At 36.4% G+C, this 14343-nt stretch carries 8 protein-coding genes; 1 reads left to right on the top strand and 7 read right to left on the bottom strand.

Going from position 1 to position 14343, the window contains the following annotated elements:
- The 6 genes from OPU68_RS08480 to bglX form a co-directional block, all read right to left on the bottom strand.
- On the bottom strand, nucleotides 1-1467 hold the full coding sequence (locus OPU68_RS08480) for a hybrid sensor histidine kinase/response regulator (RefSeq protein WP_498473555.1): 1467 nt from the start codon (nucleotides 1465-1467) through the stop codon (nucleotides 1-3).
- A gap of 286 nt (nucleotides 1468-1753) precedes the next feature.
- Nucleotides 1754-4219 carry a glycoside hydrolase family 31 protein gene (locus OPU68_RS08475; RefSeq protein ID WP_498473554.1) on the bottom strand — a complete coding sequence of 822 codons (2466 nt, stop codon included), beginning with the start codon at nucleotides 4217-4219 and terminating at the stop codon, nucleotides 1754-1756.
- Nucleotides 4220-4252: 33 nt separating this feature from the next.
- Entirely contained in the window at nucleotides 4253-5074 is an 822-nt protein-coding gene (locus OPU68_RS08470) for a sugar phosphate isomerase/epimerase (RefSeq protein WP_498473553.1), read from the bottom strand.
- Nucleotides 5074-5901, bottom strand: coding sequence for a phytanoyl-CoA dioxygenase family protein (locus OPU68_RS08465; RefSeq protein ID WP_498473552.1), 828 nt, complete (start codon nucleotides 5899-5901; stop codon nucleotides 5074-5076). Before OPU68_RS08465 ends, OPU68_RS08470 begins: the two co-directional genes overlap by 1 nt.
- 22 nt (nucleotides 5902-5923) lie before the next feature.
- Nucleotides 5924-7354, bottom strand: a complete 1431-nt coding sequence (locus tag OPU68_RS08460) for a glucoamylase family protein (RefSeq protein WP_498473551.1) — start codon at nucleotides 7352-7354, stop codon at nucleotides 5924-5926.
- Nucleotides 7342-9609, bottom strand: a complete 2268-nt coding sequence (gene bglX / locus OPU68_RS08455; protein ID WP_498473550.1) for a beta-glucosidase BglX — start codon at nucleotides 9607-9609, stop codon at nucleotides 7342-7344. The genes OPU68_RS08460 and bglX overlap by 13 nt, the downstream gene beginning before the upstream one ends.
- 187 nt (nucleotides 9610-9796) lie before the next feature.
- On the opposite strand from bglX, the gene OPU68_RS08450 reads away from it, so the two are divergent.
- Nucleotides 9797-10687, top strand: coding sequence for an AraC family transcriptional regulator (locus tag OPU68_RS08450; protein ID WP_498473549.1), 891 nt, complete (start codon nucleotides 9797-9799; stop codon nucleotides 10685-10687).
- Nucleotides 10688-11799: 1112 nt separating this feature from the next.
- Here OPU68_RS08450 and OPU68_RS08445 read toward each other — a convergent pair.
- Nucleotides 11800-14343 carry a multicopper oxidase domain-containing protein gene (locus tag OPU68_RS08445; RefSeq protein WP_157450500.1) on the bottom strand — a complete coding sequence of 848 codons (2544 nt, stop codon included), beginning with the start codon at nucleotides 14341-14343 and terminating at the stop codon, nucleotides 11800-11802.

The following is a 14343-nucleotide window of genomic DNA, read 5'->3' as shown; positions in this document are numbered from 1 at the left end:
TTAATTTAAAGGTAATGTGAAATAAAATGTAGAACCTTCTCCTACCACGCTTGATAAACCAATTGTCCCATCGTGCTGGCTGATGATTTCTGAACAGATGTACAACCCGATTCCCATTCCCTGGAATTGCAAGGATGACTCCTCTACCCGGTAGAATTTTTTGAAAACCGCATCCTGCTTGAAATCGGGAATACCAATTCCAAAGTCTGTTACGCTTACCCGCACTTCATTTTCATCTACAAAAGTTGTGACGATGACCTGGTTATTTTCCGGGGAATATTTGATGGCATTGGTCAGGAAATTAATCAAAACCTGCTCTATTCTAATCTCATCAAACGGAATAAGAATATCTGGAATTAAACCGTGACGTGTGATTTTCACCTTATCATCGTGTGTTTGAATAATTGTATCAATAGCGTTGCTAATAACGTGATCCAAGTTGTTTCTTTTTTTATTGATCTTCAGCTTTCCATTTTCAATTTTGGAAACATCCAATAAATCGGTAATCAGGCTATTCAGCTTTTCAACTTGAGATAAAGCCTTTTTTACATAAGTGGCTTCCGAATTTTCTTCATTGATTTTCAGTTTACGTTCCAGAAGCTGCATATAAGCTTTGATACTTGTCAAAGGAGTTTTGAGCTCGTGGCTGGCAATACTCAAGAATTCATCTTTTTCCTTTTCTACCTTTTTCTGGTCGTCTATATCTGTAAAAGTTCCTACCCAGTTTTTAATAGATTTCCCATCAAAAACAGGAGACATTCTCAGCAAATGAAATCTAAAATCTCCAGTTTCTCTATTCCTGATTCGAATCTCTAATTCAAGTGCTTTCTTTTTCTTTCGGCAACGTTCAAATTCCAGAAGAATACTTTGATCATCGGCATGTGTTTCCGGAAAAACTTTTTCAGAAGCCGAATATTCGTACCATTTACTATTCACAAAAGTTACTGCGCCAGCCGCATCCAGAGTAAATGCGATCTGTGGCAAAGCTTCCAGCATGAGATGAAAATGATCTATTTCAGATCTCATCGTGACCTGAGCTTCTCTCCTTCCCTGTACTTCCAGTTCCAGACTTTGCTGGCTTTTTTTCATCGCCAGATTATTCTCCTGCAGATTGTAAAAAGTTTTGACCTTGAGCAAAAGAATATCCGGATCTATTGGTTTTGTGACATAATCTATCCCGCCGGAAGCATAACCTCGGGTGATAAATTGCTTGTCTGTATTGACGGCTGATAAAAAAATGATAGGAATATCTTTGGTTTTGCTATAACCGGCGAAGGTTTCAGCCACTTCGAAACCGTCCATTCCTGGCATCTGTACATCCAGGATGATGAGGGCATAATTATTCTTCAGTGCTTTTCCCAAAGCTTCCTCACCTGAATCCGCCGTATCTACTTGAAAATCTTTGGACTCCAGTAGTTTTTTTAATGAATAAATATTGTTCTGATTATCATCAACGATTAATATCATGATTTATAAATGATCTGTAACTGATTATATTTTACTTTTTCAAAAATACTCACATATTTTCAAAAATTAAGCCATTTTTAAGACTTAAATAAAATAATAAATCATTATACAGAAATCAAAACAAAAAATTATATTTTATTTTTTCATTATTCTCAATTTAAACACAAGACGGTTTGATAAATGATAAATCAAAAATATATTGATCAAATGTAATTTTACTGGAAATCATTCTTACACTGCTATTAACATCAATAGAATATATGTGTAAACTTCATTTTTATCATAACTAGTAATTAATTATAATTTCTTCGTCTTTATTATCGATAAAAAGAACTTGTGAATCTCTTATTTCATTTTGTTTTCTCATATTTTTTAGCGCTGCAGCATCATAAAAAATCAGATCCAGATTAGCTAAGGGATCAAAAAGTTTACATTGTTCTTTTTTAGCATTCAAACCAGAAGAAATGCCATTGAAACCGTGCAGTATAATTTTTATTTTTTTGAAATTTGAGCTAAACTTACTTTCTGCTTTGAAAAATCGGATACTTCTTTTTTGAGGATCAAATTCTATATTCCTTTTATAAAAGTCACCTTTTTCATAATTTAGCGTTTCGCCGTCATCTTCGTAATATGAAAAAGTATTGATTTTACCACCATTGTAGATATGCAGCTGTAAAGTATCATTTGGTTTTTCCTTGGTAGATTGTGTCACATTCTGCAAGGGAATTATAGATGATTCTTTTACAAAAATAGGCAGGTGATACGGGTCAAGCTCTATCAGCTTTTCCTGATTGCCTTCGATTTTTTCATCAGTAAAAATATTATAGAATTTGCCTTCCGGAAAGTAAACTTTCTTCTGTTTATCTTTTCCCATCACGGGCGCAATCAGAAACGCATCTCCGAAGAAGAACTGATGCTGATAATTGACATCATAAATCTTGGAATCCAAAGGATAATCTACACATAAGGCTTTGGAAATCGGCATTCCGTTCTTTGAGGTTTCATAAAATTTTGAATACAGATATGGCATCATCTGATATCTGAAACCAATATAAGACTGTGAAATCAGTTCATTGTCTTCTCCATAGCTCCAGGGTTCATTGGCGGCGGCAAACTGCTCTCTGTGATTTCTGAGATAAGGCGAAAAAACACCCACTTCTACCCAACGTCTGTATAATTCTTTATTACCATCGCCAATGTAGCCACCCAAATCCGGTCCAACAAAAGGAATTCCCGAAAGGCTCATTTGGTTATTCAGCAAAACACCCAGGAGAATATGCTCATCCTTGGCCTGATTGTCTCCGCTCCAAACTGTGGCATACCTTTGTACACCGGCAAAAGCGGAACGTGTCATTACAAAAGGTCTTTTATTTCCGCCATATTTTTTGAATGATTCAAAAGAAGAACGCGCCATCAGAAAACCATAAAGATTATGAGATTCTGCGGTATTGGATTTTCTTCCGTTATAGTCAAAAACTACATTGTCCGGCATCATCTGGCCATCAATAGCTGGCTCATTCATATCGTTCCAATAACCATTAATACCGACATCCTGATAAATCTTCATCTGGTCTGCCCACCACTGTCTGGCTTTTGGATAGGTAAAATCTGGAAAATAGTTTGTATTCGGATAAATATCAGTAATGTATTTTTCGCCGTCCTGATATTTCAGAAAAATATCATTATTGATTCCATCATTATAAGCATCGTAAGTCGGGTCTATTTTGATACCAGGATTTACGGAAGCGGTCAGTTCGATGCCTTTGCTTTTAAGTTCTGAGGCCATTTTTTTCATATCCGGAAACTTTTTGGTATCGATGCGGAAGGGTTCATATTCCACAAGATAATCCGCATCCAGAACAATGCCGTCTAAAGGAATTTTTTTCTTTCGAAAAGTGTTGGCAATAAAATTTACCTGGTCTTCATTATAATAGTTGCATCTGGATTGCTGGTAACCAATACTCCATTTTGGCGGAAGCGGCATTCTTCCTGTAATCGAGGTATAATTTTCTATGACTCCGGCAACGGAATTATTGTGAATGAAGAAATAATCCATATCTCCGCCATCGAAACTGACGGACATAAAACGTTTATTGGATGCTCCAAAGTTGAAAGTGCCCTTAAAGCTGTTGTCATAATAAATCCCATATATCTTATCCTTCAGAATTCCGATGTAAAAAGGAACGCTGATATACATTGGAATCCTGGGATCATCATATTTGTAAAAATCCGTGTTCCAGGTGGTCACAATGGTTTTGTTTCTGTCAAGATTTCCCAATGATTCGCCCATACCAACAAAGCGTTCTCCAAAATGCTTCTTGTAAACCGTTACTTTGTCTCCCTGAAATGTTGTCCCCAAAGCTTTTCCATCCAAATCTTCATTGATTACTTCGCCTTTGGCGTTTTTATAGGTTATTTTGAAATAAGGTTTTTTCTGGATTTCCGCTGTAATCTCTTTTGTGGAAACTGATATGGAATTTCCGTAATCCAAAATTTTGAAATCGGAAAAATCAGGAATTTTTTCATCAACCAAAGCAAAAGAAAAATCCTCAATATTTTTACCTTTTGAAACCTGGATTCTGAAAGTATTGTGATTATAAACGGATACTTTGAAAAAATGCTTTGCTGTATTACCTTCCAGCCCGTGAGCGGTCTTATGATATTGTACAATTTCCCCAACAGATTCTTGTGCGGAAAATAGCTGACCAATTACGATACTGAAAAAAAGCAATTTGAGTTTAAAAGAATTCATAAAAGATAATGATTATTTGTTTTTAAACATTTTTTAATTGAAAGTTGTTTTGATTAAATCTTTCATCGCCAGATTCAGCTCCCATTGATTGGCGACCGGAACATTACTGAATGGAAGACTTGGCAAATAAGGCTCTGGACCAAACTCTGTAAGAAATGTAAAACTTGATTGATTACCATTCGCTTCAATGATTTGTTTCCACCAGTTTAAGAATTTTTGTCTGGTGCTATCCCATTCCGGCGCCATAAAGTGGTTGACCTGTGGCGCCTGAGGAAAACCGATTCTCGCGTGTACGTGTCTAACTCTTGGAAATATTTTCTCCAAAATGAAATCTTGACCAATTAATAAACTTTCTGAAACATTGCACCAATGAGACAAATCCGCTGTCAGTTCCATCTCAGGATATTTTTCCAGATAATCCAATGTCCCGAGACTATGGAATGAAAACTTGCCCCGATGTGTTTCGTGCAGAATACGGATTCCGTTTTCATTGGCAAGGTTATCTGCACAGTCTATAAACGCACAATTCTCATCGAAACTGAAAAAATCGGCACCAGTCTGTGCATTGATAAAATCCGGCTTCAGAGATATAACCTGTTCCAATCTTTTTTTATAGCTTTTCAAATGTTGCTTAAAACCTTCATCTTTGTAATCCAAAACTACCTGACCAACAAAAGAAAACTCTTTTTCACTCTTTATGATTTCCAGTTCTTTCGAGAATTCGGAAATATACTGGGAATTTTGAGGCATATTGATTTCAACACCGTCATAATCATTAGATCTTACAAAATCTAAAAATGTTTTCGCTCGCCAGGATTCGCTTCCCCATTGTGTAGCAAGGACTTTTATCTTCATTATTTCAATGCTTCGTCCTTATCCTTCGAGAGAAAATCTGTGTTTTCTGATAGACCTTCCGTTTTCCAATTCATCATCGCATCATCCGGAACTGTTTCTATCGGTTTGATGCAACTGAGATTAGGCTCATTATAGGGAAAATTGGAAGCACGGTTGTAGCAGGAAATCAAGCTCCATCTTGGGAATTCTGATGTGTTGGCTTCTGAGCGGTGCAATAAATTGGAATGAAAAAATAAGGCATCTCCCGCTTTTAGCTCTACATAGATATGCTCCATTGTTTTAAGAGCCAAATCAACATAATGCTGAGAAGCACCAACCTGCTCACCAGAGAAACCGTGCTCTATTCTGCCCATTTTGTGAGTTCCTTTAATCACCTGCAGGCAACCGTTTTCTCTATTGGCATCGGTAATGGCAACCATCACGGACATCATCTGGTCGGGAAACAGGAATTCATTTTTGTACCAGTAGCCATAATCCTGATGCCATTCCCACGCACCGCCAACTCTTGGTTCTTTCTGCATCAATTTTGAGTGAAAATGACAGACAGGCGCATCGCCATCCAGAAGCGCATTGACATTGTTAATCATTCTCTCCGATTTTGTCAGAAGTCCATAAGTATCATTTGCTGGTGTGTACCAAAGACTGAGCTTTGTTTTCTTTCCAGTCTGGTCATTGAGGTCAAAGGCATTTTTTCGCATCACGTCATCATTGACTGCAATGTGATGTAGTTTCTCTGTCTCTTCAAAATTCAGAAATTGATTGACGATAATAAATCCATCTCTGTGATATTGCTCTATCTGATTTTTATTTAAAATGAAGCTTTCCATAATTATGTATAGATTAAGGTTTCTATTTTTTGATGATCGGACTTTTTGAGGTAAAACCGAGACGTTTAAGTCCATTCTGAATTTCCGGGATGTTCATAAACAATTTCCAAAAAAGCCCGGTTCTGTAGTTTTCTATCATCACGATAATCGGCCCTTGGTCAATAGCGATATAAGTATTGGAAGACCAGTTCTTACCAAGGTGGAAACCATCGTGAAAGCCATATTCTCCCCAGATTTTATCGCCTAGTTCTTCGTAGAAATAACGCATTGCCTGCATACTTTCCTTTGGCGTAAAAGGCATTGAGGAAATGGCTGCTGTAGGCTGTATCACACCCAAATCTGTCGCCGGACTATGTGCTACATAGCCTTTGTAACTATCACCTGCTGTCAATCCCCAGCATCTCTCACTGTAACCAACATGTTTTTTCGGATTTTCGATGCAATAGGCTCTGTTAATTAGCGTATGATTTCTCGTTTGAACTTCATAGGCAATATTCAAACTATCTCTGAGTCCTCTCGGGTCAATGCCCTGAAAAGTGTATTGTTCAAAGAAAAGCGGACCACCTTTATCTTCTTCATAATTTCCAAGCGGCAATTCGTAGCCATAATATTTTGTCTTGTTCTTGAATGTTGTTGCACCAGCCCAGGAACCGTCATAAGCTTCTTTCGGAATCGGATGCCATTTGGAGGACGCACCCATAATGTAAGTGATCAGTGCTTCATTATAGCCCCAGATTGGGAAATTCATATCAAATCCTTGCGTTGGCGACCAATGCCAGTAGAGCTTCTTTTCATTGTTGGTAAACCATTTCCAGTTGATGGCATCCCACATTTCGTTGACTCTCTTTTTAAGGTAAAGATCTTTGACGGTATTTTGATTGAAATATTCTCTTGCGCATAAAAATCCCATCATCAGGTAAGAGGTTTCCACCAAATCTGCAGCGTCATCCAACCTGCCAAATGCAATAGTCTTTCCAGTAGTACCATCCATAAAATGCGGAAAAGCTCCGTGGAATCGGTCTGCCTTTGTGAGAAAATCAGCGATCTGAATAATCCTGTCCAGACCGGCTTCCCTCGAAATCCACTTGCGCTCGACAGCTGCAATCGTGCTCATAATCCCAAAGCCTGTTCCGCCGACTGCAATAGCTTCCGGTCCGAAAGTTCCTTTGCTGAGATTAGGCTCGTCCCAAGCTTCATTGATATAATCCCAATAGTAATTACACTTAACCGTGTTGCTACGCTCTCTTGCCATTCCCGAAACCGGATGTCCATAGTGCCAGAAAAATCGGAATGTCTGTTTCTGTACGGTTTCCATCAGCTCTTCATCCGAAAGCCCTTTCTTCACACCTGATACAGGAATTTTTTCAGAAACATTGGCCTCATTTGGTTTTTGTGAATAAAACAATGACGAGCTCAAAAGAAATACAATGATTTTAAATTTTATTTTTGCCATAATACGGTTTTTGTGGTTACATTATCAGAATTGGTTCCTATCATAATATCGAATTCGCCTTCCTCCCAATCGAAAATTAATTCTTCATTGTAGAATTTCAGAAGTTCCGGCGTAATATCAAAACTTACAGTCTGGCTTTCTCCTTTTTTAAGGAAAACGGTTTTGAAACCTTTCAGTTCCTTTACCGGCCTTGTAATGCTGGCGACTTTGTCCCGGATGTAAAGCTGAACAGTTTCTTCACCATCATAATTTCCTGAGTTTTTGACGACGAGGCTCGCTTTCAATGTTTCATTTCCTTTAATCTGAATTTTTGAAAGATTAATTGAACCATATTCGAATTTTGTATAGCTCAGTCCAAATCCAAAAGGAAATAAAGGGTCGTTTCTTTCATCAAGATAATTGGATTTGTATTTTTCAAATCGATGGTCTGTAAACTCCAATGGGCGACCGGTATTTTTATGATTGTAATAAATCGGAACCTGGCCAAGTGAGCGTGGAAAGGTCATTGTTAATTTTCCGGAAGGATTTACTGCTCCAAACAAAACATCAGCAATGGCGTGGCCCGCTTCAGTCCCCGGAAACCAGACATTAAGAATAGCATCTGGCAAATCCACCATTTCAGAGAGATCCAAAGGTCTGCCTGTAAACAAAATTACGGTTAAAGGTTTCCTTAATTTCTTGAGTTCTTTCAACAGCTCCAACTGATTTATTGGAAACCTGATATCTGTTCTGCTGGAAGATTCGCCCGTCATTTCCGAAGCTTCTCCCAATATTAAAACTATTTTGTCAGCTTTTTTAGCAATATCGATGGATTCCTTCAAAAGCTTTTCAGGAGATTGTCTCGGATTTTCTTTTGTAAACTCAATATAAGAATTTTTCTCAAGGCTTAAATTTTCTGTAAGGTTGGCACCTCTTGCAAATAAATAATTGCCACTTTCCGGAAGTTCTTCCAGCGCTGATTTCAGTGTTATTGATTCCTTATAATCAACAGCGACAGCCCATGTTCCGGGCATATTAGCCTTGTCATCCAGCAATGGTCCTATGAAAGCTATTTTATCTGATTTTTTTAAAGGCAATGTTTGCTTTTCATTTTTCATCAAAACGAAAGTCTGCGCTGCAACTTCTCTTGCAACTTTACGATGTTCAGGCGTGAGAATATCTGTTTTCAATCTCTTCTCGTCAATATAACGGTAAGGATCATCAAACAAACCAAGATTATATTTCATCTCCAATATCCGCCTGCAGGCTTTATTAATATCTTCTTCGGAAACTTTGCCTTCGTCTAATGATTTTTTAAGCGTATTGAGAAAATATTCTCCCACCATATCCATATCTGTTCCAGCTTTCAGAGCTCTGGCAGACACGTGCTGGTTATTTCCAAGGCCATGAGCAATTAATTCTTTAATTGCTGTAAAATCTGTAACTACAAATCCATTGAATCCCCACTGTTTTCTCAAGACATCTGTAAGAAGCCATTTGTTAGCAGTAGAAGGAATACCATTGATATCATTAAAGGATGTCATAACTGTAGCAACACCTGCATCAATAGCAGCTTTATAAGGCGGAAAATAATCATTATACATCCGGTGAAGACTCATATCAACCGTGTTATAATCTCTTCCTGCTTCGGATGCGCCATATAGTGCAAAGTGCTTGACACAAGCCAGTAAAGTGCTTTTATCAGATAGATTGCTTCCCTGATAACCTCTCACAAAAGCTTGTGTAATTCTGGATGCAAGAAAAGGGTCTTCACCCGCACCTTCGGCTACACGACCCCAGCGTGGATCTCTTCCGATATCTGCCATCGGTGAATAGGTCCAGGTGATTCCATCTGCTGTTGCTTCTTTCGCTGAGATTGTTGCTACTTTTTGTACCAATTCAGGTTTCCAAGAAGCTGAAAGCGCCAACGGAATAGGAAAACCAGTTTTATAACCGTGAATGACATCCAATCCAAAAATAAGCGGAATCCCTAGCCTTGACTCTGCCACAGCAATGTGCTGGGTTTCTTCGATTCGGCTGAGACCTGTCATATTGAGTACAGCTCCAAGCTTACCTTTTTTGATGTAATTTTCTGCGTCGGAACTTACCGCAGCACCCGTCTGGATATCTCCGGGAGGGGAAATAAGATTTAATTGGCCTATTTTTTCTTCGATAGTCATCTTTTTCATCAGATCATCGATAAAGATATCTTTCTTACTCTGACCAAATGCTACAAAGAAGTTGATTGACAATAATAAAATACTGATACGTTTCATTAAAATTTTAATTGAGAAAATGAATAGAACTATAATTCAAATGTTGACTTTGATAAAATTATATCAATATCAATTTTATGACTGATATTATTATGTTGTAAACTAATACTTTTATGTCAGAAAATTACAATTTCACTATCAAGCAATATGATTATACCTTAATATTGTATTTATATGTCATGTACAGATGAAAAATAAGAAGAATATTTCTGCTATTCCGGCATTAGAACATCTCACCAAATCTGAAGATGAATCATTTGTTTATCGAGATTTCGAATATGATTATTTTCCTACGCCCTGGCATTATCATCCGGAATTTGAGATCGTTTTGGTAATTTCTAGTACGGGGAAACGCCACATCGGCAATCATGTTGAAGATTTTGGCCCTGGAAATCTTTGTTTTATTGGCAGTAATATACCGCATACCTACAAAAGTGATGAAAAGTACTACCAGAGAAAAAAACAGCTGAAGGCCAAATCTATTGTTATTCATTTTTCACTAGATACATTTGGTGACTCTATATATCTTCCTGAGTTCAAATCTATTTTGTCATTTCTTAAGAACTACAAAAGAGCTTTTGATATTACCGGCATCGAGCAGGAAAAAATTTCTGACCTCATGCGAAAAATGAAATATTTTAAATCACTTAAGAGATGGTATTCTTTAGTACAGATCCTTGAGATTCTTTCTACGTCTGATAATTTAAGTAATATTTTGGAAGATGGGACAGAGGGTTTTAATCCACTTGAATCAATGCGGCTTTTAAAAGTCTTCGAATTTGTAAAATATAATTACCATAAGCCTATAAAAATATCTTCACTATCAAGCTTGGTTCATATGACTGAAACATCTTTTTCCAGGTTTTTTATTCAGAGGACAAGACGCTCATTCACGGATTATCTGTTGGAATATAGATTGTCAAAAGCACAGAAATTAATCTTAGAAACAGAAGAAAACATTGAAAACATAGCTAATAGAACTGGATTTAATAATCTATCCAACTTCAACAGGCACTTCAAAAAAAGATTCGGAGATTCACCTAGAAATTATAGAATGGCGAAATATAAAACCAATTAAAATAATGGTATTTCAGATTTCGGTATTTGAAACTATTGAACTAAAACAAAGTGTGATTTTATTAATGAAAGACCTTCAATAAATCGTTGCTGAAATTACCGAAATAATGGATAAGGATCTTAAGGTGCTAAACTGAACAAGTTTTGTCTGAATTTTTAGTGACCATCTTAAACCTACTCCAATAAGTCACTTGAAGATTGTGCTTTTTAAGTTCTATTTGAACCGACATAAAACAAAAAAAAGCTTTAAAACATATGTTTTAAAGCTTTTGTACTACTTGATATTGTAGTTGCGATCCGGACGGGACTTGTTATTTTTTCAAAAAAGTCCTATCCATAAGCTTTATATTGTTCTCTTGTTTAAGAGGTCACCGAATAGGTCACTTTTTTAAACAATCAAAAGATCGTCGTTTTTACTGGTGCAAATATATGTATTTTTTAATAATTTCCAAATAATGGGTGCATTTTTTTCGCATATACTATGCAATCAGCACATAATCAATTATTTTAATTACTTTCCCATCTGCTATATATTAGGTGAGTTAGAAATAATCCTTTTATTTTTATTATCCAGAGCATTCTTCTCTGAAATAATGATTACCTCATCTTGTTTATTCTCTCTTTCAATTCTTCTAAAATAGCAAATCCATTACCGTTTGGGTAGCATAATATCCAAGAGTCCGCAATCATACTGGAACGTTTCTATCGTCTCTATTGCTTCACTGAAAGTGAGCGCAAATTCACAGATTAATTTCTCCCAAAAGATATTCTGCAATACTTTTTTTCTAATTCTTTCTCGTCTTCAATAATTAAGATTTTCATTTTGCTACTTTAAGGGTTCAATTTTGAATAAATTTTTAATTCTACAATACCATAAATTCATTATAAAATTATTATAGAAAAAAGACAACCGATCCAGATACCAATTTTAAAAAACATACATTATTTCCTGTTTTATAATTTGCTCCAGAACGGAAAAGAGGCTGTATTCCTACATAAAATATTGCTCATAAATATAATACAGATATGCGTACATATCTGTATTATATTACAAAGATTCAAGATGAATCTTAATAACTATTTCAACACCACGAGCAGGTTGTTGAATTTATTTTAGTAATTAAGAGATAAGCCTACTCCCCATCCCATATCACTATCATAATGTGTACGAATGCCCACATTTTTATTGATAATATATTTTAGTTCTGTCATATATTCCATATCGGTGTTGACCATAAAACCTGCTCTCAACCTTTTTGTAATGGGGATATCTTCACGCATTAAGGAAAGACGTACTATACCATCGTGATAGACTTCTGCCTGAAAGTTCACTAACATTGGCAAAGTGTACATAAAACCTAAACTAATGGCTCTACGTGTATCTTTTTCATTTTTCTGACCAAATAAATTGGTTTCGTGTTCATCCATACCCATTTTACGATACCTCCAGTCGAAACCGATGAATGGCATAAACCATTGCATTTTACCAATATATCTTCCTAAATGAGTTTCTATCTCATAGCCGTGCATATCATTATAACCTAAACGCCATTCTGTACCTAAACTCCATCTTGCATTTTGAAGCATTGCGTCACCATCATTTCCGTTAGTTGCAAAATCATTTTGTGCCATAAAATGAGGCATATTGCTTTCTCTTTGCAACATATTATATGCTTGTTTCTTGTCAGGCAAATTTGGATTTTGATAATCATCAACCGCAAATACCCTGTTCATTCCTGACATCATATGATAAAGGATATGACAGTGGAAAAACCAATCTCCTTCTTCGTTTGCTAAAAACTCAATAGTGTCAGTTTCCATCGGCATTATATCTAAAACATTTTTAAGTGGAGATTTTTCACCTTTGCCATTAATAACTCTAAAATCAAAGCCGTGCAAGTGCATCGGGTGTCGCATCATTGAGTTATTATGAATGGTAATTCGTAGAATTTCTCCTTTTTTTACAGGTATTTTATCAACTTCTGAAAGTATTTTATTATCCATACTCCACACATAACGGTTCATATTTCCTGTAAGGGTAAATTTCAATTCTTTTACTGGAGCATCTTTAGGAAGTTCCGTATTGGAAGGAGATTGTAACATTGCATAATTAAGGGTTTTAATTTCTCCCAAAGCATTTGCATTGTAACGGTTGGGATCATTTTCCATATTCATATTCATATTGTGTTGGCTATGGTCTTCTTTCTGCTTACTATCTCCTGTGATTTCAGGATACATTACTACGTTCATATCCATTTGGTTCAAGCTCATTTTCATTCCCATATCGTCCAAATCTCCGTTCATCTTCATCATATCGTTCATCATTTTCATTCCCTCAAAATATTTCAATTTAGGAAGTGGTGAAATGAGTTGTTTGATGCCATTACCTACGAAATAGCTTGCCGATTGTGTTCTGTCTTCAGTAGTAGCTAAAAACTCATAAGAAACTCCATCTTCAGGAATCGTAACAACTACATCATATGTTTCTGATACTGCAATGATTAATCTATCTACTTCCACAGGTTCTACATCATTGCCGTCATTTGCAACTACGGTAATTTTACCTCCTGCATATCGCAACCAAAAATAAGAGGATGCACCACCATTTGACACTCGTAATCTTACTTTATCTCCTGCTTTTAGCGTTTTGCCATCAACATTTTTTAAATCGGTAGTATGATTTCCGTTGATTAAAATTTTGTCATAATATACATCGCTTACGTCCATTGCCAACATACGTTTCCATTCGTTGGTTACTTTTGTTTTGAAATGACCTTCTTTGATAGCTTCTGCGTATGATTGTGTAGCATTTTTTTTAATAGCCGCCCAATCATTGGCATTATGTAACATCCGATTAATGTTATTGGGATTGAGGTTTGTCCACTCGCTTAAAATGATGGGTACAGTAGGCAAATCATCTATTCCTTCTCTAAAAGTTTTATCATCCTCACGCTTTTTCATCACAAAACTACCATACATACCAATCTGCTCTTGCAAACCAGAATGTGAGTGATACCAGTGCGTGCCATGTTGGATAATCGGAAAACGATAGGTATAAGTATCGCCCGCCTTAATTGGTTTTTGTGTAAGCCAAGGCACACCATCCTCTTTATTGGGTAAAAAAACGCCATGCCAATGCAATGATGTACTTTCTTTTAATTGATTATGTACGACAATTTCGGCTGTATCGCCTTCTGTAAAAGTGAGTGCAGGCATAGGTATTTGACCATTTACGGCAATAGCTCTCTTTTCTTTCCCTGCGTAGTTTACTAGTGTATCTGTTACATATAATTCGTATCGAACTGTTTTTGGAGGTTTTGTGTTTACAATTCTTTTTACGGTTTGAGGCTTTTCTTTTTGCATAGACATATTGTTCATTTTGTCCACCTTTTTCGGCTGCTCTTTTGGAGGCATCTGCATTTCATCATTTTTTTTGTTTGATGACTGCTTTACCGTTTTAGCCTTTTCTTTTATCAATTTCATACCACACTTTGGGCAGTTGCCTGGTTTTGTGGCGTGAATTTCGGGATGCATCGAGCAAGTATAAGTTGCCTGTTGAACCTGTTCTTTTTTAGTCATATCCATACCTTTCATATCCTGTGATTGTGCACAGGTGTACGTTGCAACGATGAATATTATTAATGTTATCTTTTTCAT

The organism is Chryseobacterium sp. TB1-D10, from assembly GCF_059803555.1.
This window is presented reverse-complemented; position numbering and strand designations above follow the sequence as displayed.